This window comes from Allokutzneria multivorans (assembly GCF_039537405.1).
Taxonomy (GTDB): Bacteria; Actinomycetota; Actinomycetes; order Mycobacteriales; family Pseudonocardiaceae; genus Allokutzneria; species Allokutzneria multivorans.
Map to the genome: position 1 here is coordinate 156,512 of NZ_BAABAL010000006.1, position 18,719 is coordinate 175,230.

At 70.4% G+C, this 18,719-nt stretch carries 21 protein-coding genes; 7 read left to right on the forward strand and 14 right to left on the reverse strand.

Going from position 1 to position 18,719, the window contains the following annotated elements; genetic code table 11:
- Nucleotides 1-5: 5 nt before the first annotated feature.
- The 5 genes from ABD798_RS10410 to guaB form a co-directional block, all read right to left on the reverse strand.
- Nucleotides 6-1,763 carry an FAD-dependent oxidoreductase gene (locus ABD798_RS10410; RefSeq protein WP_344873224.1) on the reverse strand — a complete coding sequence of 586 codons (1,758 nt, stop codon included), beginning with the start codon at nucleotides 1,761-1,763 and terminating at the stop codon, nucleotides 6-8.
- A gap of 206 nt (nucleotides 1,764-1,969) precedes the next feature.
- Nucleotides 1,970-2,599 (reverse strand): hypothetical protein, encoded by a 630-nt coding sequence (locus tag ABD798_RS10415; protein ID WP_344873226.1) that lies wholly within the window; start codon nucleotides 2,597-2,599, stop codon nucleotides 1,970-1,972.
- A gap of 2 nt (nucleotides 2,600-2,601) precedes the next feature.
- Nucleotides 2,602-3,228, reverse strand: a complete 627-nt coding sequence (locus ABD798_RS10420) for a hypothetical protein (protein ID WP_344873228.1) — start codon at nucleotides 3,226-3,228, stop codon at nucleotides 2,602-2,604.
- Between the two features lie 2 nt (nucleotides 3,229-3,230).
- Nucleotides 3,231-4,358 carry a GuaB3 family IMP dehydrogenase-related protein gene (locus tag ABD798_RS10425; protein WP_086820958.1) on the reverse strand — a complete coding sequence of 376 codons (1,128 nt, stop codon included), beginning with the start codon at nucleotides 4,356-4,358 and terminating at the stop codon, nucleotides 3,231-3,233.
- Nucleotides 4,359-4,388: 30 nt separating this feature from the next.
- A complete protein-coding gene (gene guaB / locus ABD798_RS10430; RefSeq protein ID WP_344873231.1) occupies nucleotides 4,389-5,900 on the reverse strand; it encodes an IMP dehydrogenase in 1,512 nt (503 codons plus the stop codon).
- A 274-nt stretch (nucleotides 5,901-6,174) separates the two neighbouring features.
- Between guaB and ABD798_RS10435 the strand changes: the two genes are divergently transcribed.
- Complete coding sequence (locus tag ABD798_RS10435) at nucleotides 6,175-6,561, forward strand: DUF5319 domain-containing protein (protein ID WP_425549197.1); 387 nt, start codon at nucleotides 6,175-6,177, stop codon at nucleotides 6,559-6,561.
- 62 nt (nucleotides 6,562-6,623) lie between these two features.
- Here ABD798_RS10435 and ABD798_RS10440 read toward each other — a convergent pair whose 3' ends face one another.
- The 5 genes from ABD798_RS10440 to ABD798_RS10460 all read right to left on the reverse strand — a co-directional run bounded on the left by ABD798_RS10440 (nucleotide 6,624) and on the right by ABD798_RS10460 (nucleotide 11,145).
- Nucleotides 6,624-7,637 carry an anti-sigma-D factor RsdA gene (locus ABD798_RS10440; RefSeq protein ID WP_344873235.1) on the reverse strand — a complete coding sequence of 338 codons (1,014 nt, stop codon included), beginning with the start codon at nucleotides 7,635-7,637 and terminating at the stop codon, nucleotides 6,624-6,626.
- Nucleotides 7,638-8,210, reverse strand: a complete 573-nt coding sequence (locus ABD798_RS10445) for a sigma-70 family RNA polymerase sigma factor (protein WP_030427455.1) — start codon at nucleotides 8,208-8,210, stop codon at nucleotides 7,638-7,640.
- A gap of 236 nt (nucleotides 8,211-8,446) precedes the next feature.
- A complete protein-coding gene (locus tag ABD798_RS10450; protein WP_030427454.1) occupies nucleotides 8,447-9,043 on the reverse strand; it encodes a response regulator transcription factor in 597 nt (198 codons plus the stop codon).
- Nucleotides 9,021-10,031 (reverse strand): hypothetical protein, encoded by a 1,011-nt coding sequence (locus ABD798_RS10455; protein ID WP_344873240.1) that lies wholly within the window; start codon nucleotides 10,029-10,031, stop codon nucleotides 9,021-9,023. Before ABD798_RS10455 ends, ABD798_RS10450 begins: the two co-directional genes overlap by 23 nt.
- 25 nt (nucleotides 10,032-10,056) lie before the next feature.
- Complete coding sequence (locus ABD798_RS10460; protein ID WP_425549205.1) at nucleotides 10,057-11,145, reverse strand: MerR family transcriptional regulator; 1,089 nt, start codon at nucleotides 11,143-11,145, stop codon at nucleotides 10,057-10,059.
- 263 nt (nucleotides 11,146-11,408) lie between these two features.
- Between ABD798_RS10460 and ABD798_RS10465 the strand changes: the two genes are divergently transcribed.
- On the forward strand, nucleotides 11,409-11,714 hold the full coding sequence (locus tag ABD798_RS10465; RefSeq protein WP_086820963.1) for a WhiB family transcriptional regulator: 306 nt from the start codon (nucleotides 11,409-11,411) through the stop codon (nucleotides 11,712-11,714).
- A gap of 99 nt (nucleotides 11,715-11,813) precedes the next feature.
- On the opposite strand, the gene groL is transcribed toward ABD798_RS10465, so the two are convergent.
- Both groL and groES read right to left on the reverse strand, forming a co-directional pair.
- On the reverse strand, nucleotides 11,814-13,439 hold the full coding sequence (groL, locus tag ABD798_RS10470) for a chaperonin GroEL (RefSeq protein WP_344873243.1): 1,626 nt from the start codon (nucleotides 13,437-13,439) through the stop codon (nucleotides 11,814-11,816).
- Between the two features lie 106 nt (nucleotides 13,440-13,545).
- Complete coding sequence (gene groES, locus ABD798_RS10475) at nucleotides 13,546-13,848, reverse strand: co-chaperone GroES (RefSeq protein ID WP_425549198.1); 303 nt, start codon at nucleotides 13,846-13,848, stop codon at nucleotides 13,546-13,548.
- A 282-nt stretch (nucleotides 13,849-14,130) separates the two neighbouring features.
- Between groES and ABD798_RS10480 the strand changes: the two genes are divergently transcribed.
- The 5 genes from ABD798_RS10480 to ABD798_RS10500 all read left to right on the forward strand — a co-directional run bounded on the left by ABD798_RS10480 (nucleotide 14,131) and on the right by ABD798_RS10500 (nucleotide 17,199).
- Nucleotides 14,131-14,415, forward strand: coding sequence for a hypothetical protein (locus ABD798_RS10480; RefSeq protein ID WP_344873247.1), 285 nt, complete (start codon nucleotides 14,131-14,133; stop codon nucleotides 14,413-14,415).
- Between the two features lie 92 nt (nucleotides 14,416-14,507).
- The gene (locus ABD798_RS10485; protein ID WP_344873249.1) at nucleotides 14,508-16,046 is read left to right on the forward strand and encodes an alkaline phosphatase D family protein; all 1,539 of its coding nucleotides are present in this window, start codon (nucleotides 14,508-14,510) and stop codon (nucleotides 16,044-16,046) included.
- Between the two features lie 96 nt (nucleotides 16,047-16,142).
- The gene (locus ABD798_RS10490) at nucleotides 16,143-16,484 is read left to right on the forward strand and encodes a hypothetical protein (RefSeq protein WP_344873251.1); all 342 of its coding nucleotides are present in this window, start codon (nucleotides 16,143-16,145) and stop codon (nucleotides 16,482-16,484) included.
- Nucleotides 16,478-16,840 carry a hypothetical protein gene (locus ABD798_RS10495; protein ID WP_344873253.1) on the forward strand — a complete coding sequence of 121 codons (363 nt, stop codon included), beginning with the start codon at nucleotides 16,478-16,480 and terminating at the stop codon, nucleotides 16,838-16,840. Before ABD798_RS10490 ends, ABD798_RS10495 begins: the two co-directional genes overlap by 7 nt.
- Complete coding sequence (locus tag ABD798_RS10500) at nucleotides 16,837-17,199, forward strand: peptidase associated/transthyretin-like domain-containing protein (RefSeq protein WP_344873255.1); 363 nt, start codon at nucleotides 16,837-16,839, stop codon at nucleotides 17,197-17,199. Before ABD798_RS10495 ends, ABD798_RS10500 begins: the two co-directional genes overlap by 4 nt.
- Before the next feature lie 4 nt (nucleotides 17,200-17,203).
- Here ABD798_RS10500 and tsaD read toward each other — a convergent pair whose 3' ends face one another.
- Together tsaD and rimI are read right to left on the reverse strand one after the other, a co-directional pair.
- Nucleotides 17,204-18,241: a tRNA (adenosine(37)-N6)-threonylcarbamoyltransferase complex transferase subunit TsaD gene (gene tsaD / locus ABD798_RS10505; protein ID WP_344873257.1), complete on the reverse strand. Its 1,038-nt coding sequence runs from the start codon at nucleotides 18,239-18,241 to the stop codon at nucleotides 17,204-17,206.
- Nucleotides 18,238-18,717 (reverse strand): ribosomal protein S18-alanine N-acetyltransferase, encoded by a 480-nt coding sequence (rimI, locus tag ABD798_RS10510; protein WP_344873979.1) that lies wholly within the window; start codon nucleotides 18,715-18,717, stop codon nucleotides 18,238-18,240. Before rimI ends, tsaD begins: the two co-directional genes overlap by 4 nt.
- Nucleotides 18,718-18,719 lie beyond the last annotated feature (2 nt).

Genomic DNA, 18,719 nt, shown 5'->3' on the forward strand with positions numbered 1-18,719 from the left:
CTCCGCTACCCGGAGGAAGCGCGCCGCGTCTTGGGGCCGGGATGGCGCACTTCGACCACGGGCAGTCGCAACGCCCCTGGTGCCTCAGCAGGGACGACCGGCCCGCGAGGTGCCACCGGGCGCACCCGCCGGTACTCCGCGCCCTGCTCCGGCCGGGCGTCGGCCTCGCCCTTGTTCGGCCACATCGAGAACGCGCGCTCGGCCTGGGCGGTGATCGTCAGCGACGGGTTCACGCCCAGGTTCGCGGTGATCGCCGAGCCGTCCACCACCGACAGCGTCGGGTAGTTGTGCACGCGGTGGTAGGGATCGATCACCCCGCGCTCGGAGTCCTCGGAGATCACGCAGCCGCCGATGAAGTGCGCGGTCAGCGGGATGTCGAAGATCTCCGTCCAGGTGCCGCCCGCGATCCCGCCGATGTGCCCGGCCACCCGCTCGGCGGCCTCGGCCCCCTGCGGGATCCAGGTCGGGTTCGGCGCGCCCTCGTTCTGCACCGAGGTCAGCCACCGCCTGCCGAACGCGCGCTTGGTCTTCGTCGTGATCGAGTTGTCCAGGGCCTGCATGACCAGCAGGATCACCGTCTTCTGACTCCACTGGCGCACGGAGAGGTTGCGCAGCGCTTGGAGAGGGTTCCTGCCCATCTCCGCCAGCAGCTGCTTCCACCTCGGCGTCGGCAGATCGCCGTTGGTGGCCATCGTCTGCAACAGCCCCATGGCGTTGCTGCCCTTGCCGTAGCGGACCGGCTCGATGTGCGTGCGGTCGTCCGGGTGGAAGGACGAGGTGATCGCCACGCCCTCGCTGAAGTCCGAGTCCGGGTTCACCCGCTCCGCCCGCGCCCCCAGGATCGCCTCGGAGTTCGTCCTGGTCAGCTCGCCCAACCTCGGCGACAGTTCGGGCAGTTCGCCGGAGTCGCGCATGCTGTGCAGCAGCTTCTGCGTGCCCCAGGTCCCCGCCGCGAGCACCACGTGCCCCGCCCGCAGGACCCGGCGGCGCTTGTCCAGCCACGCGCCCGTGCGCTCCGTGCGGACCGTCCAGCTGCCGTCCGACCGGCGGCTCAGCCCGGTCACCGTCCTCAACGGCAGCACCTTCGCCCCGGCCCGCTCCGCGAGGTACAGGTAGTTCTTGACCAGCGTGTTCTTCGCTCCGACCCGGCAGCCCGTCATGCACGACCCGCACTCCGTGCACCCCGTGCGCTCCGGCCCCGCTCCGCCGAAGTACGGATCCCGCGCGGGTTTGCCCGGCTCGTCGAAGAACACCCCGACCGGCGTCGCGTGGTAGCTGTCGCCGACGCCCATCTCCTCCGCGACCTTCCTGATCACCTTGTCCGCCGGGGTGTCCGTCGGGTTGGTGACCACGCCGAGCATCCGGCTCGCCTGGTCGTAGAACGGCGAGAGCTCCGACTCCCAGTCCGTGATGTGCGCCCACTGGCGGTCGGCGAAGAACGGCCGCAACGGGCGGTAGAGCGTGTTCGCGTAGTTCAGCGAGCCGCCGCCGACCCCCGCCCCCGCGAGCACCAGCACGTCGCGCAGCAGGTGGATGCGCTGCACCCCGAAGCAGCCCAACTTCGGCGCCCACAGGAATCGCCGCAGGTCCCACGAGGTGCGCGCGAACTCGTCGTCGGCGAAGCGGCGCCCCGCCTCCAGCACCGCGACCCGGTAGCCCTTCTCCACCAGCCGCAGGGCCGCCACGCTGCCGCCGAACCCCGAACCCACGACCACCACGTCGAAGTCCAGGTCGGCGCCCTTGTTACTCGCCAGTCGGGTCATGCGAGGAGGTTAGGCCGAACCCCACCCGCCCGCCTAGAGGGTGTTACCGCCAGTAACGACAAACACCCCAACGGCCCACGCGGTCCATCGGTCTTCAAGATCCCGCAACCCCCGTCCCGGAGGTCTTCACCGGCGACGCCGGGGTGTGGGGCGGTTAGCGATGATCGACAAGGGGGTTGGTGGTACTTGAAGACCGTAGAACCGCATCAGGTCAGGTGAGGAGGGAAAACCACGCGGCACACCTCGGTCGAACAGGACTCGTCGACCGCGCGTCCGGCGTCCTCCCAGAGCGACAGCACCCGCTCGAACAACGCGTCGAGGCTGGGGGCCACCCTGGCACCAGCGGACCGGCTCGTCTCCCAGTCGACCTGCCGCCACCCTCCCGTGGGCTTCCGCCGAGAGGAGTTCGCCAGCGGCCTCAGACGAGTCTGGAGCCGGTGCTCCAGCCCGAGGCCGATGAGGTCCGGGGTGATCGGCAGGTTCTGCGCCTCTGCCAGCAACGGCCACGACACCACAACCACGCGGTTCCAGATCTCCGGCGGAAAGGTGTTGGCGAGGTGGTGGCTCTCGCCGACCGGCAGGTCCCGGAGGCGCCGTCCGGCGCTCGCGCTCTGCCCGATGTAGAGCAGTCCCCATTCGAGCCACACGCCGTAGACCACGTGGCCCGTCACGGGAGGCAGCCCGCTCGGCGTCCGAGCGGTCAACGCCTGCCCGAGGCGGAGCGCGAAGTCGTACCGCCCCTCGCGCCAGGCAGCGGCCGCCTGCTCGGTGCCGGTCAGCCGGAGCAGCGACGCCCGCCAGTCGCGAAGTGACCGGTTCGCGGACGTGTCAGCCATGGTCAGGTCAGGGCCGCGAGGAGGGCGATGGCGAGGAAGAGCAGGGACACGGCGATCAGGGCCCAGCCGGTCAGCTGCTCCTGCTCCTCGTTGCTGCGCTTGCGGGCGATCTTGGCCTTGGCGGGCTTGCTGAACCACCCGATGATCCCGACGAGGATCATCCCGGCGATGAACAGCAGCGGGCCGAACACGAGCAGGCCGGGCAGCGCGGCCCGGCTCGCGTCGAGGCCGTAGTCGAAGGCGGGGTGCGCCCGAGGTGGCACACCGCCGCCCATCGCCATCAGGCCGAACGCCAGCCAGATCGTGTTGGCGACGGTCCACACGGCCTTGCCCCGGTAGCCGAGGAACGGCGCGTAGAGCACGTACACGCCGAGCAGGACGAGCGCGCCGCCGCCGGGCAGCCAGCCGAACACGACCGCCATCGGGGTGTTGCTGCCGACGATCTTGTCGACGGCCGTGAAGTACCCGGGTGTCACCGACAGGCTGGCGAACCCGAGCACCACGAGCAGCAGCAGTATCCCGACGGACTTCGGCCACTGGGGCTTGCGGCCCATCCAGGCGACGAACTTCCCGAACGGCGTGACGGGCTTGGGCTCGGCGGGCTGCGCCCGGCGCTTGCGGTTGGCCACGGCTAGCGGCGAACGGTGAGGCCGACCTTCTGGAACTCCTTCAGGTCGGAGTAGCCGGTCTTGGCCATCGCCCTGCGCAGCGCGCCGAACAGGTTGACCGTGCCGAACGGGTTGGAGGACGGCCCGAACAGCAGGGTCTCCAGGTCGTAGCTGCCGCCGGAGAAGCCGAACACGTCGCTGCGCGGCAGTGACGGGTGCGCGGCCGCGGCGGTCCAGTAGAAGCCCTGGCCGGGTGCCTCGTCGGCGTTGGTCAGCGACTCGCCGAGCATCACGGCGTCGGCACCGCAGGCGATGGCCTTGGCGATGTCACCGGAGTGCTTCATCGAGCCGTCGGCGATGATGTGCACGTAGCGGCCACCGGTCTCGTCCAGGTAGTCGCGGCGCGCGGCCGCGGCGTCGGCGATCGCGGAGGCCATCGGCACGCCGATCCCCAGCACCTGGTTCGTGGTGGTGGCGTGCGACTCGCCGAAGCCGACGATCACGCCGGCCGCGCCGGTGCGCATGAGGTGCATGGCGGTGCGGTAGTCACCGGCACCACCGGCGATCACCGGGACGTCGAGGTCGGCGATGAAGCGCTTGAGGTTCAGCGGCTCGCCGTCCCGCTCCACGTGCTCGGCGGAGATGATCGTGCCCTGAAGGATCAGGATCTCCACGCCCGCGGCCAACAGGTCCGGGGTCAGCTCCTGAGCGTGCTGGGGGCTGACGCGGGCCGCGACGGTGACGCCGGACTCGCGGACGGTGCGGATCGCCTCGGTCAGCAGGTCCACCCGCACCGGAGCGGCGTGCAGCTCCTGCAGCAGCTTGACCGCCGCGTCGCCGTCCTCCTCCTCGGCCGCCTGGACGACGCGCAGCAGCGCCTCCTCCGGGTCGGCGTGCCGCGCCCACAGGCCCTCGGCGTTGAGCACCCCGAGCCCGCCCAGCTCACCGACGCGGACGGCGGTGCCGGGCGAGACGATGGCGTCCGTCGGGTGGGTGATCAGCGGGATCTCGAAGCGGTAGGCATCGATCTGCCACGCGAGCGACACGTCCTTTGAGGACCGGGTGCGCCGCGAGGGAACGATCTCCACGTCGTCCAGACCGTAGGCCCGCATGGCCGTCCGGTTCATCCCGATCTCGACAAGATCCCGCACGTCAGTCCTTTCTCAGTCAGGAGCAGGGGTTCACCGGGTGGTGTAGTTGGGCGCTTCCACCGTCATGGTGATGTCGTGCGGGTGGCTCTCCTTGAGCCCGGCGGCGGTGATCCGCACGAGCTGCGCCTGCTGGAGTTCGGCGATCCCGGCGGAGCCGGTGTAGCCCATGGCCGAGCGCAGGCCGCCGACGAGCTGGTGCACGACCTGGGAGAGCGGGCCGCGGAACGGCGTGCGGCCCTCGATGCCCTCGGGGACGAGCTTGTCCTCGGAGAGCACGTCGTCCTGGAAGTAGCGGTCCTTGGAGTAGGACTTCGCCTGGCCGCGCGACTGCATCGCGCCGAGCGAGCCCATGCCGCGGTAGGTCTTGAACTGCTTGCCGTTGACCAGGATCAGGTCGCCGGGCGACTCGGCGGTGCCCGCGAGCAGGCTGCCGAGCATGACCGTGCTGGCGCCCGCCGCGATGGCCTTGGCGATGTCACCGGAGTACTGGATGCCGCCGTCACCGATCAGCGGGACGCCCGCGGCCTGGCAGGCGAGGCTCGCCTCGTAGATGGCGGTGATCTGCGGGGCGCCGACACCGGCGACGACGCGCGTGGTGCAGATGGAGCCCGGGCCGACGCCGACCTTGATCGCGTCCGCGCCCGCGTCGATCAGCGCCTGGGCGCCCGCGCGGGTGGCCACGTTGCCGCCGACGACGTCGACGTTGTCGCCGAGCTCGCCCTTGAGCTTGGCCACCATCTCCAGCACGTTGCGCTGGTGGCCGTGGGCGCTGTCCACCACGATCACGTCGACGCCCGCCTCGTTGAGCAGCATCGCGCGCTGGTAGGACTCCTCGCCGGTGCCGACCGCGGCGCCGACGACGAGCCTGCCGTCCGGGTCCTTGGTGGCCAGCGGGTACTTCTCGGTCTTGACGAAGTCCTTGACGGTGATCAGCCCGCGCAGCCGGTTGTCGCCGTCCACGATCGGCAGCTTCTCGATCTTGTGGCGGCGCAGCAGGCCGAGCGCGGCCTCGGCCGAGACGCCGATCTGGGCGGTGACCAGCGGGCCCTTGGTCATCACCTCGTGCACCGGCTTGCTGTGGTCCATCTCGAACCGCATGTCGCGGTTGGTGATGATGCCGACCAGGATGCCGTCGTCGTCGGTGACCGGGACGCCGGAGATGCGGAAGCGGGCGCACAGCGCGTCCACCTCGGCCAGCGTGTCCTCCGGGGAGCAGGTCACCGGGTCGGTCACCATGCCGGCCTCGGAGCGCTTGACCACCTCGACCAGCGCGGCCTGGGCCTCCGCGGCGATGTTGCGGTGCAGCACGCCCATGCCACCGGCGCGGGCCATGGCGATCGCCATCCGGGCCTCGGTGACGGTGTCCATGGCCGAGGAGACCAGCGGCACGCGGAGGGTGATGTTGCGGGAGATCCGGGTGCTGGTGTCGACCTCGTTCGGCACCACGTCCGACGCGGCTGGCAACAGCAGCACGTCGTCGAAGGTCAACCCGAGCATTGCGAACTTGGACGGAACGCCGTGAGCGGAGAGCTCGCTGGTCATGGCGGGTAGTAGACCTTCCTGCGGTACCGGTTGCTTCTGACTGCTGACGTGGGTCACCGGCCTGGTGGGATCAGGCGTCCATGCTAACCGCACGGCCCCACCCCGAATCGCACCGCCGCTGGTCACGCCCATCACGTCCGGCACCCTCCCGGCACGGCCGCTGACACCGTTGTCAAGGGCCCGGGCAACCGCTCCCAGCGCGCGGCGCACCTATAGCAGATTCCATCGGACCACCGAGGGACGCCGAGCGGGCGGGGCGGGTACGGTGCCAGACGTGCCGCACGACGCCTTGCCCCCTGACCCGTTCGCGGGCGACCCGAACGACCCCGCTCGGGCGCTGGACGCGGTCCAGGAGGACCCGGCCGAGCCGCTGACCGAGCACGAGCGCGCGGAACTGCTCTCCGACCTCACCGACCTCGCGGTCTACCAGGCGCTGCTGGAGCCGCGCGAGATCAGGGGCATCGTGGTCGACTGCGGTGACTGCAGCGAGCCGCACTACCACGACTGGGAGCTGCTGCGGGCGAGCCTGCACCAGCTGCTCAAGGACGGCAGGATGCGGCCGCACGAGCCCGCGTTCGACCCGGACCCCTCGTCCTACGTGACCTGGGAGTACTGCCGTGGTTTCGCCGACGGCGTGACCACGATCGAGAGCAGGCGCTAGCCCGAACACACACATCCCGCAGCACGCACGCGCGCTGCGGGATTTCGCGTGGTCTCGTTCGCTCAGCCGCCGGTCGTGGGACCGGCGACGGCCGGGCCCGGGGGCTGCGGCTGGGGCTGCCCCGCGCGGGGGCTGCCCTCGGTGGTGCCACCGTTGGGGCTGGTCCCCGTTCCCCCGGTGCCACCCGTGCCACCCGTGGTGGAGTCGGTGGTCGACGGCGTGGTCGTCACCGGCGGGGTGGTCGTGGTCGGCGGGACCGTGGTGGTCGTCGGCGGGACCGTCGTGGTGGTCGAGACCGAGGTGTTGGAGTTGCTCTGCTGCACCGTGGTCGGCGACGGGTTGCCCGGGGTCGGCGACGGGGTCACCGAGGGGTTGTTCACCGGCGGCGGCGGAGGCGTCTGCGGCGAGGAGGTCACCAGCTGCTTGACCAGGTTCTGGTGCTGGTCGATCAGCGCGGCAGCCCCGTCCTCGACGGCGATGACCTCGAGCTTCTTCACCGCGCGGGTCAGCGCGGCGGCGGCCTCGTTGTAGTTGCCGTGGCGCAGCGCGAAGGCGGCCAGGTTGAGGTCGTCCTTGGCGGAGACCGCTGCCTCGACCGACTTGGCGTGGTCGGAGTAGAGCACCTTGGCCAGGCCCCAGAGCGCGTCACCGGGCTGGGCGTCGCGGGCGGCGAGACCGACGCCGGTGAAGGCGATGGCCAGCACGGCGGCCGCGGAGGCCAGCGGGATCAGCAGGCGGTGCCGCGGCCTGCGCTTGGCCTTGGCGGCCTCGATGGTGGCGACGGCCGTCTCCAGGTCGACCAGCTCGCCGATCGACTCCGAGTCGACCTCCCTGCGCCACGAGAGCAGCAGGGCGGACAGTTCGGGGTCGGCGATGCCGCCGCTCACGGAGTCGGAGGAGCGCAGCGTGTCCAGCAGCGCGTCGTCCGCCTGCACCGCCACGAAGTCGAGTGCCTCGTTGGTGTCGCCGTCCTCGGCGGACCAAGCGGTGTCCGAGTGCAGGACCACGGAGGACCGCCGCTGTCGACCGATCCGTCGCACGGTCGGACCGTCCAGGTCGTCGTTCCGCTCAACCATTCAGTACACCTCCTCCGCCGCTAACGTCTTCCGCAACCTGGCCAGCGCGCGGTGCTGGGCGACCCGCACGGCTCCCGGAGTGGAGCCGACCGCGTCGGCCGTCTCCTCGGCGGAGAGACCGACGACCACCCGCAGCATGAGGATCTCGCGCTGCTTGGGCGGGAGCACCCGCATGATCTGTGCCATGCGCTCGGAGAGCTCACCCTGCATGGCCCGCTGTTCCGGACCGGCGCCGGTCTCCGGGGAGTCCGGTACCTCCGAAACCGGTTCGGACCGGTTGCGTGCGGCCGAGCGGTGCGCGTCCGCGACCTTGTGCGCGGCAATGCCGTACACGAAGGCCAGGAACGGCCTTCCCTGGTCCCGGTAGTTCGGCAGCGCCGTCAGCACGGCGAGACACACCTCCTGGGCCACGTCGTCCGCGGATGCGTACGACCGCTCTTGCCTTCCGACTCTGGCGCGGCAGTACCGCACCACAAGGGGACGGATAGCTGCCAGTAGGCGCTCGATCGCCTGGCGGTCGCCATCGAGCGAAGCACCTACAAGGGCGTCCAGCCCGTCCCCCATGTTGGTCATCGTTGAGAGCAGCCCAAGTGTTACGAGTTGGCGGACCGATAGTTGTTTTTCGGTAACCGGTTCCGCCGCTCCGGTCGCTTCTCACCGTACCCGGCGGCACGGCCGGTTCGGGGAAGCGGGGCGGAATCGGTACCGGATCACGGAGATCCACCTGCGGAAACGAAGGGAGCCCGGCGCGGTGGCCGGGCTCCCCCGTTGATGACGAGTACCTGTCGTACGAGTGCCTGTGGTGCGACCTAGGAGACCAGGCCGCGCCGGAAGCCGTGGGCGACAGCCTGGGCACGGTCGCGAACGCCGAGCTTGCGGAACAAGCGGCGTGCGTGGGTCTTGACCGTGTCCTCGGACAGGTAGAGCTCACGGCCGATCTGGCCGTTGCTCTTGCCCTGGCTCATCCCGCGCAGCACCTGGAGCTCCCGCTCGGTGAGCTGGACCCCCGGGTCGGAGGGCTGGCGCGGGGCCGGGACGGAGGTGCTGGCGAGCGTGTGCGCCAGTGCGGCGACCAGTTCCGGACGCGAGGCGTCCCACCTCAGGTAGCCACGTGCCCCTCCAGCGATGGCGGCCGCGATGCTTCCGGCGTCGTCAGGAGCGCCGAAAACGATCACGTTCGCCTGCGGGTGGGCGGAGACGAGGCGACGAGTCGCCTCGACGCCCGTTGGCACAGCGCGTTGAGTGCCCACCAGGACGACGTCGACTGCCTGCCGTGAGAAGCGCGCGAGCAGCTCATCACCGTGAGCCACACAGTCGATGCGACTCACACCGGGGACAGCCGACATCACGCGGGTGAGACCCTCCCGGACGCTGCGCCGGTCATCACAGATCAGGACCGTCGTCACGGGAACCCCTTCCTACAGCCGAGTGACGTTCAACATCCCTATCGGACGCTTCGAGCCGAACCTTGACACGATCCGGTGCTTTATCCGTCAAGAAATTCGTCCACTCGTTCGTGGCACTCCGGTCACTGGAACGGAGCAACCACGAGGGTAGCCAGGGCGAGGCCGGGATCAACCTCCGTTTGCCGGTATCCGCATGGCCGATGACGTGCGACAACGCGTGCCTGGCCAGCTCGTTCCAGCGCTCCCGCTCGGCGGGAACGGCCGTCGCCAGGACGAGTGCTCCGGGCCAGGTGAGTGACGCGAGTCTCAGCTCGCACGTCCGTGCTACCACCTTTTGGAGCAACGGAACGGACTCCGATGAGCCCAGAGTGTTCAGGGCGACCCCGAGAACGATCTCCGTCTTGAGGTGGTGCCGTAACGAATCCAGGGTCCGCAGAAGATGAAACCCTTTTTGAGCCTCGTTCAGCGCACGCTCTGGATCATCACCGGCGAGCGCCAGCTCGGCCGCCACCCAGCGCAACCGCAGCCGTCCGCGCCAGCCGAGCGGGCGCTCCCGAAAGGCTTCCTCGGCACGGGCGTGCAGGCGCCGCGCCAGAGCGAGCCTGCCGAGGCCGAGCTCGTCGGCGGCCAGCCCGAGCCGGGCGTCCAGTTCGGCGCCCACGACGTCCACGTCGTCCGGATCGGCTTCCCCCGACACCTGCGCGCCGAGGACGAGCGCGAGCGCCCGTGCGTCGAGATCGCGAGCGGGACCGTGACAGCCGACCTGGCGGTAGTGCGAGGCGAGCGTGCTCGCGGCGAGCGAGGCGAACAGCGGGGCGCTGTCGTGTCCTCTTACTAAGGGGGCCAGTGCGGTGGCCGCCGCCGCGTAGGAGCCCTGACCGCCGAGCACCACCCCCGCGAGCCAACGCCGCCGTGGATCGGCACTGCGGGCGGCGCCGTGCACGTTCGCGTCGGGGTGGGCGCCGAAGGCCGCATCGCGGAGGCGCACTCCGGGCGGAGGCACCTCTGAGCGCTCAGGCACCCGGGTTGACGGCGCGGACGACGCGCTCCGTGCCGGTGCTCAGGTCGTCCAGGTGCTGCACGTGCCGGGGCAGGTCGATCGCGGCCCATCCCGGACCGCCGACGAACAGCCGCGTCCGCTGGCGGGTCTTCGGCAGCGCGTCGAATACCGAGGCGTCGGCGTTGCGCGGCAGGTGCGCCCAGAGCACCACGGCGGCGGGGGCGAGCCGACGCGCCGCCGCGGCCAGGGCGTCGATGGGCAGGGAGGCGCCGAGCCTGCGCACCGAGACCCCGTTGAGCGCGAGCGAACAGGACAGCGGGTAGAGAGGAAGGCTGTGCTGTTCCTCCGGCACGCACGCGAGCAGGACCGGGCGCGGGTTGCGGGGTGGCGGGGCCAGCGCGATCACGCGGCTGAGCGCCACGATGATCTCCTCGCTGAGCAGCCGCTCGATCTCCACGCCGACCCCGGCGTGCTCCCAGCGCTCCGCCAGCGCGCACAGCACCGGCCGGATCACCTCGTCCCAGGTGGACACGACCCCGTCCTCGGCGAGCGCCTTCGCGAGCACCTGCTGGATGGCGTCGGCGTCCATCGCCAGCGCGGCCCGGCTCAGCCCGCGCGCGGTGCGGCTGGCCCCGGGCAGCTTCAGCCCGCGCCCGCCCTGGCGCCCGCGGTCCACGCCCAGCGGGCCACCGTCTCCCCCGCTGATCAGCAGGGGCGGGTTCTCCTCACCCTCGTACTCGTAGTCCTCGGCCGCGCCGCTGCGCCCGCCGCTGACGAGCAGCTCGATGCCGACCGGGTGCGCGGCGACCCGCTCGACCCGGGCGGGGGAGGCGGGCAGTCGCACGCTCAGCGCGTAGCGGGCGGCGTCGGCGGGGGAGGCCCCGCGCAGCAGCGCCCGCTGCATCAGCTCCAGCCGCGCGATGTCCTTCGAGCCGTACCGGCGGTGCCTGCCGCTGGTGTGGCCGCTCGGGCCGAGTCCGTACCGGCGGTCCCACGTCCGCAGTGTCGCGGGGGCTACGCCGAGCCTGCTGGCCACCGCAGCGACCGTGAGCCGCGGCTCCTCGTGGACGCCGTCGGAACCGGTGCCCACGAAGTCCTCCAGCCCGGCTTGAAACGCGGCCCCGAGGGGTACACCGCGCCCAGGCTGAGTCGTCACGACGCAAATGTTCCGGCTCCATCACCCGGACGGCAACCCGGATCGTGATCTCAAGGTCCTCACCAGGGGCGCTTGGTCACCCGCAGTTGAACAAGGTATGACGCGAAAGGTTATTGAACAAGTTTTGACTCGGTTCTACGGTTGACCCAGCACCGTGCGGGAAAGACCAAGGCAGCACAACCCAGACTTTGGTGAGGAGGCGGTCGGCGATGGCGGACACTCGGCGACTTCCGGGGCCCAACGCGGACCTGTGGGACTGGCAGCTGGAAGGTTCGTGCCGCGGCATGGACAGCGCGTTCTTCTTCCACCCCGACGGTGAACGAGGACCAGCACGATCACGGCGCGAGGCGCGGGCGAAAGCCGTTTGCCAGCGCTGTCCCGTGCTCGACATGTGCCGCAAGCACGCGCTCGCGGTGCAGGAGCCCTACGGCATCTGGGGCGGGATGTCGGAATCGGAGCGCGAGACGATCATCAGCGCCCGCCGGCGCAAGATCGCACTGGCACCCACCGCCTGACGCGGTGACCCAGCCTTCTCACCAGGCTGCCCGAACGAGGAAGAGGCCGGACGCGCACAGCGTCCGGCCTCTTCTTCGTCCGTTACGGCACAACTACCGTCAGTGACGGTGCCCGTGGCCGTGCCCGTGACCGCCCGCGGCCTCGGGGGACTGCTCCTTCTTCTCCACGACGGCGCTCTCCGTGGTGAGCACCATCCTGGCGATGGAGGCGGCGTTGGCGACCGCGAAGCGGGTCACCTTCACCGGGTCGACAACGCCGTCGTCGACGAGGTCGCCGTAGGTGAGGTTCGCGGCGTTGAAGCCCTGGCCCCACTCCTGCTCGCGCACCTTGTGCACGACAACGGCACCCTCGAGACCGGCGTTGGCCGCGATCCAGAACAGCGGGGCGGCCAGCGCCTCGCGCACGATGGCGACACCGGTCGCCTCGTCGCCGTCCAGGCCGAGGCCGTTGTCCAGCACCTTGGCGGCGTGCACCAGCGCGGAACCGCCGCCGGGCACGATGCCCTCCTCGACCGCGGCCCTGGTGGCGGCGACCGCGTCCTCGATGCGGTGCTTGCGCTCCTTGGCCTCGGTCTCGGTGGCGGCGCCGACCTTGATCACCGCGACGCCACCGGCCAGCTTGGCCAGCCGCTCCTGCAGCTTCTCGCGGTCCCAGTCGGAGTCGGTCGCGGCGATCTCGCGGCGGATCTGCTCGATCCTGCCCTCGACCTCGGCCTTGTCCCCGCCGCCGTCGACGAAGGTGGTCGAGTCCTTGGTGACCACGACGCGGCGGACCTTGCCGAGCACGTCGAGACCGGCCTCGGCCAGCTTCAGCCCGACCTCCGGCGCGACGACCTTGCCGCCGGTGACGACGGCCAGGTCGTCCAGGAACGCCTTGCGGCGGTCGCCGAAGAACGGCGCCTTGACCGCGACGACGCGCAGGGTCTTGCGCACGGCGTTGACCACCAGGGTGGACAGCGCCTCGCCCTCGACGTCCTCGGCGACGATCAACAGCGGCTTGCCCGCCTCGACGACCTTCTCCAGCACGGGGAGCAGGTCGGCGATGGCGCCGATCTTGTCGCGGTGCAGCAGGACGAACGCGTCCTCGAGCACGGCCTCCTGCGACTCGGCGTCGGTGACGAAGTGCGCCGAGATGAAGCCCTTGTCGAAGTCGAGGCCCTCGGTGATGTCCAGCTCGGTGGTCAGCGTCGAGGACTCCTCGATGGTGATGACACCGTTCTCGCCGACCTTCTCCATGGCCTCGCCGAGCAGCGCGCCGATGGTCTCGTCCCGCGAGGAGACGGTCCCGACCTGCGCGATGTTGTCACGGCCCTTCACCGGGGTGGCCTTGGCCTTGAGCGCCTCGACGACGGCGTCGGCGGCCGCCTCGATGCCCTTGCCCAGCGCGGTGGGGTTGGCACCGGCGGCCACGTTGCGCAGGCCGACCCGGACCATGGCCTGGGCCAGCACGGTCGCGGTGGTGGTGCCGTCACCGGCGACGTCGTTGGTCTTGGTGGCGACGGTCTTGGCCAGCTGCGCGCCGAGGTTCTCGAACGCGTCGTCCAGCTCGACCTCGCGCGCGATGGTCACGCCGTCGTTGGTGACGGTCGGGCCGCCGAACTTCTTGTCCAGCACGACGTGCCGACCGCGCGGGCCGAGCGTCACCTTGACGACGTCGGCCAGCTGGTTGACACCCCGCTCGAGGGCGCGGCGGGCGTCCTCGTCGAAGCTGATCTGCTTGGGCATGTACCCGTCTCTCTCCTGCTGTGTGGCACGAGTGCTTGTGACACGAGAACGCCCCGGAAGCCCCTGGGGGCCGCCGGGGCGGATGCGCGCTAGTGGTGCGGCGACGTCACTTCTCGATGACGGCCAGCACGTCGCGAGCCGAGAGGATCAGGTACTCCTCGCCGTTGTACTTGACCTCGGTGCCGCCGTACTTGGAGTAGATGACGCTGTCACCCACCTTGACGTCCAGCGGGACGCGGTTGCCCTTGTCGTCGATGCGACCCGGGCCCACGGCGAGGACGGCGCCCTCCTGGGGCTTCTCCTTCGCGGTGTCCGGGATGACAAGGCCCGACGCGGTCGTCGTCTCGGGCTCGCTCGCCTGAACGACGATCTTGTCCTCGAGCGGCTTGATGTTCACCTTGACGTTCACGCTCGTCACGGTGTGACCTCCACGGTCTTGAAAGCGTTGGCAGGTACCGACGGCACCTGCTGTCCCGCCGTCGCGGGTGCCGGGGCAGGTCGGCGCCGTGCGATTGGCACTCTACCCACGAGAGTGCCAGCGCTCAACGTCAGGGCCGTCATTCTCACGGTCCGCACGGGCTAGCACCGGCTCCCGACGGGGGTCAACACCCCAGAACGGCGGTGTGTTCCCAGCGCGTCCGCGCTGGTCAGGATGGGTTCGACCGCTTCCCCTGACCCGGAGGTAGACCCCATGTCCAAGTTGCGCAGCGTCCTCACCGTAGCCGCCGCCACGGGCGCGCTCGCGCTCTCCGGCGGCGCGGCGGCCTCCGCCGCGCCCATCACCAATTGGTACGACGGCCAGGGCTTCAGCAGCATCAGCTCGCTGGCCGTGATGCAGGCGGAGAACGACGCGTACTGGCGCGCGAGCATCGGCGGGTACAGCCGGTTCCAGTGCTACCGCGTCGGCATCCCGCACATCACGCAGACCGGCTCCAGCTACTGGGCGCGCGTCACCATCCTCTGCAACCGCCCCTGAGCGAGCGTTCACCCTGATGGTTCCGCCCTGGCGCAGAACCATCAGGGTGTCGTTCTGGCCAACGCCGCCTCGGCCGGGGTGGGATTCGGGCCATGAGAGAGATCTCCCGGCGCACGCTGATCGGCGGGTTCACCGCCCTCGGCGCGGTCACCCTCGGCGGAGCCGCCACCGCGGGCCCCGCGAACCCGTTCACCCTCGGTGTCGCTTCCGGCGATCCGTCCCCCGACGGCGTGGTCCTGTGGACCAGGCTCGCCACCACCCCGCTCGCCGAGGACGGCATGGGCGGGATGGGCTCCCGCGCGGTCGAGGTGGAGTGGGAACTCGCCGACGACGAGCGCTTCACCAGGATCGTCCGGCGCGGCGTCGAGACCGCGGTCCCGGAGCTGGGGCACAGCGTGCACGTGGAGCTCGCGGGACTCCGGCCGGGGCGGCAGTACTTCTACCGCTTCCGCGCCGACGGGCACCTCTCCCCCGCCGGGCGCACCAGGACCACGCCGTCCGCGCGCTCGGTCACCTCGCCGCTGACGATGTGCTTCGCCTCCTGCGCCCAGTACGAGCACGGCCACTTCACGGCGTACCGGCGGCTCGCGGAGGACTGCCCGGACCTGGTGCTACACCTGGGCGACTACCAGTACGAGTACGCGCCGAACGTGTACGTGGCGCCCGGCGGGAACGTGCGGCACCACGTCGGCCCGGAGACCACCACGCTGGCGAACTACCGGCAGCGCTACGCCCAGTACAAGAGCGACCTCGACCTCCAGGCGGCGCACGCGGTGGCGCCGTGGGTGGTGGTGCTCGACGACCACGAGGTCGAGAACAACTGGGCGGGAATGGTCCCCGAGAAGCCGGACCCCGGGTTCGCGCTGCGCAGGAAGGCCGCTTTCCAGGCGTACTACGAGAACATGCCGCTGCGCCGCTCCGCGCTGCCGACAGGACCGGAACTGCGGCTGTACCGGCGGATCGGCTGGGGTGGACTGGCCACCTTCCACATGCTCGACACCCGGCAGTACCGCGACGACCAGGCGTGCGGCGACGGCAAGAAGAACTGTCCCGAGCGGTTCAACCCGAAGCGGACGATCACCGGCGCGGAGCAGGAGGCGTGGCTGCTGGACGGGTTCCGCTCATCACGGGCGCGCTGGGACGTGCTCGGACAGCAGGTGTTCTTCTCGCAGCTGGACTCCAAGCCCGGCGAGGGCGAGCTGAACAGCATGGACGCGTGGGACGGCTACGCGGCGAACCGGGACCGGATCGTGGACGGCTGGACATCGGCGGGAGTGCGCAACGCGATCGTGCTGACCGGTGACGTGCACGCCGCGTGGGGTGCGAACGTGCACCAGAGGTGGAACGACCCGGCATCGCCGTCCGTCGGCGTGGAGCTGGTGACCAGCTCGATCAGCAGCGGCGGCGACGGCTCGGAAACGCGCGCCGACACCGAAGCCGTATTCAAGGAGAACCCGCACATCCAATTCTTCAATAATCGGCGCGGATATGTGCGGACGCGGTTCACCCCGCACGAGGTACTCGTGGACTACCGCGCGGTGCAGAAGGTTTCCACGCCAGGCGAGCCCGTTCAGACAAAGGCCTCGTTTCGCATCGTCGACCGAATTCCGAAACTGTTCAGGCGCGTTTAGCCGAACGTCAGGGAATGCGGCCGACAGATCACTAGCTTCACGCGCAAACGATTCTGACCGGTTGGAGACCCCGTGAAAATCGGAAGAAGTCTCGGAATGGTCGTGCTTGCGCTGAGCACGGCGCTCGTCACGCCGCCAAGCGCGAGCGCGGCGAACAACCCCAAGCTGTCCTGCTACAAGAAGGTCGTCTGCCAGCTCGAGTTCGGCGGCTTCCCCGGGGGCACGTTGAGCGTCGACGCCGACGCTCTCAACGGCCCCAACAAGATCATCCTGCTGCGTGTGCAGACCGACACCGGGCAGCGGTGCGTCACCGAGTTCTGGGCCGCCGATCCACCTCGTTCCTGGGTGTGCCACAACCTCCCGTCGGGCAAGATCCGGGTCACGACGACCGAGGCGTACGTCAACGAGTACGACTTCCACGTGGGGGCACGATGGTAAAAGCAGGAAAATCTCTCGCAATCGCGGCGATCGCCGTCGCAATGGTGTTCGCCGCGACTCCCAGCGCATTCGCCGGGGGCAGCGGGAAGGACTGCGGACGCGACCACGTCTGCAAGCTCGAGGGTGCAGGCTTCCCCGGCGGCACGGTCGCCATCGACGTGGACGTGATCGGCGGCGCGAACAGGCTCATCGAGTGGCGGTACAAGGGCGACAACGGGTTCCGGTGCAGCGACAAGTTCTGGGTGAACGAGCCGCCCCGGACCTGGGTCTGCTACGGCGCGGACCCGGGCGGCTACCGGCTCATCGTCTCGGACACCGAGAACCACGACGGATACCGGCTCGGGATCCGCTGGTGAGCGGCGCGTTGAGGAAGTCCCTCGCCGCCGCGCTCGCGGTCGGAACCGCCCTCGTGACGGCGCCCGTCGCGAGCGCCGGGGGCCACGACAAGACCTGCACGTCGGACAGGGCCTGCCTGATCGAGGGCCACGACTTCCCCGGCGGAACGCTGAGCATCGACGCGGACGTCGTCGGCGGTCCGAACACGGTCGTGCACCTGCGCCACAAGGGTGACCACGGTGAGCGCTGCGTCGCCGACTTCTGGGTCAACGACCCGCCCCGCTCATGGACGTGCCCCAACGTGCGCCCGGGGCACTACCGCGTGGTCATCGACGCACCGGACCGGCACGACGCGCTCATGGTCGGCGTGCGCTGGTGAGGGCTCAGCTGCCGTAGACCAGCGGTAGCGAGGTGTCGGCGGCGAGGGTGGCGGGTGAGGGCTTGGCCCCGCTCGCCACCACGTGCGCGCCCAGCGCCGCGATCATCGCGCCGTTGTCGGTGCACAGCCTCGGCCGCGGGACCCGCAGCGTGATCCCGGCCTCGGCGCAGCGCTCGCGGGCCAGCTCGCCCAGCCGCGAGTTGGCCGCGACGCCGCCGGAGATGACCATCGTGTCGATCCCGTGCTCGCGCGCGGCGCGGATCGCCTTGGCGGTGAGCACGTCGGCGACGGCCTCCTGGAAGCTCGCGGCGATGTCGGCCAGCGGGAGCTCGGCCCCGGTCGCCTCGTGCTTCTCCACCCACCGCGCCACGGCGGTCTTCAGCCCGGAGAAGGAGAAGTCGAAGGGCGCGTCGCGCTGGCCGGTGAGCCCGCGCGGGAAGGCGATGGCGCGCGGGTTCCCCTGCCTGGCCAGCTTGTCGATGGGCGGACCACCCGGGTAGGGCAGGCCGAGGATCCTGGCGACCTTGTCGTAGGCCTCACCTGCGGCGTCGTCGATGGTGGCGCCGATCTCGGTGATCTTCTCGGTCAGCCCCTCGACCAGCAGCAGCTGGCTGTGGCCGCCGGAGACCAGCAGCGCGAGGCAGCGCGGCGGCAGCGGACCGTGCTCGATGGTGTCGGCGGCGACGTGGCCTGCGAGGTGGTTGACGCCGTAGAGCGGCTTGCCGGAGCCGGTCGCGTAGGCCTTGGCGGCGGCGATCCCGACCATCAGCGCACCGGAGAGCCCGGGGCCCGCGGTCACCGCGATCGCGTCCACAGCGGACAGTTCGAGTCCCGCGGTGTCCAGCGCCCTGCGCATGGTGGGCGCCATGGCCTGCAGGTGCGCGCGGCTGGCGATCTCGGGCACGACACCGCCGAAGCGGACGTGCTCCTCGACGCTGGAGGCCACCTCGTCGGCGAGCAGCTCCAGCGTGCCGTCGGCGGCGCGGCGGACGATGCCGACGCCGGTCTCATCGCAAGAGGTCTCGATGCCGAGCACGATCATGACGTCTTCTTCCCCTCGCGCTCGGTCAGCGACGGACGGCGCATCGTGTGCGCGTCCGCGCCCGAGGGCTGGTAGTAGCGCTTGCGCAGGCCGACGACCTCGAAGTCGTGGGCGGTGTAGAGGCCCTTCGCCGACTCGTTGTCGGTGCGGACCTCCAGGAAGGTCACGGCGTTGACGGCGTCGGCCCTGTCGAGCAGCTGCCGCAGCAGCGCCTTGCCGATGCCCTCGCCCTGCCGCTTCGGGTCCACGGCGATCGTGTGCACCTCGGCCTCGGCGTTGGGCGGAGAGCCGACCACCGCGAGCCCGGCGTAGCCGACGAGGTGGTCGTCCTCCTCGAAGGCGCCGATGTAGAAGGCGCCCGCCTCGATCTCGCTGACGAACATGGCAGGCGACCACGGGTCCTCGCCCGCGAAGATCTCCTGCTCCAGCTCGGCGCAGCGCGGCACGTCCTTGCGCAGCAAGGTGCCCAGCCGCACGG

Excerpts from the sequence above, each read along its gene's own strand:
- ABD798_RS10445 (WP_030427455.1), bottom strand. The coding sequence starts at position 8,210 with ATGACCAACATGGGGGACGGGCTGGACGCCCTTGTAGGTGCTTCGCTC.
- ABD798_RS10485 (WP_344873249.1), top strand. The coding sequence starts at position 14,508 with ATGAGAGAGATCTCCCGGCGCACGCTGATCGGCGGGTTCACCGCCCTC.
- ABD798_RS10490 (WP_344873251.1), top strand. The coding sequence starts at position 16,143 with ATGGTCGTGCTTGCGCTGAGCACGGCGCTCGTCACGCCGCCAAGCGCG.
- guaB (WP_344873231.1), bottom strand. The coding sequence starts at position 5,900 with ATGACCAGCGAGCTCTCCGCTCACGGCGTTCCGTCCAAGTTCGCAATG.
- ABD798_RS10495 (WP_344873253.1), top strand. The coding sequence starts at position 16,478 with ATGGTAAAAGCAGGAAAATCTCTCGCAATCGCGGCGATCGCCGTCGCA.
- ABD798_RS10440 (WP_344873235.1), bottom strand. The coding sequence starts at position 7,637 with ATGGTTGAGCGGAACGACGACCTGGACGGTCCGACCGTGCGACGGATC.
- ABD798_RS10465 (WP_086820963.1), top strand. The coding sequence starts at position 11,409 with ATGGCGGACACTCGGCGACTTCCGGGGCCCAACGCGGACCTGTGGGAC.
- ABD798_RS10415 (WP_344873226.1), bottom strand. The coding sequence starts at position 2,599 with ATGGCTGACACGTCCGCGAACCGGTCACTTCGCGACTGGCGGGCGTCG.
- ABD798_RS10480 (WP_344873247.1), top strand. The coding sequence starts at position 14,131 with ATGTCCAAGTTGCGCAGCGTCCTCACCGTAGCCGCCGCCACGGGCGCG.
- groL (WP_344873243.1), bottom strand. The coding sequence starts at position 13,439 with ATGCCCAAGCAGATCAGCTTCGACGAGGACGCCCGCCGCGCCCTCGAG.
- tsaD (WP_344873257.1), bottom strand. The coding sequence starts at position 18,241 with ATGATCGTGCTCGGCATCGAGACCTCTTGCGATGAGACCGGCGTCGGC.
- ABD798_RS10410 (WP_344873224.1), bottom strand. The coding sequence starts at position 1,763 with ATGACCCGACTGGCGAGTAACAAGGGCGCCGACCTGGACTTCGACGTG.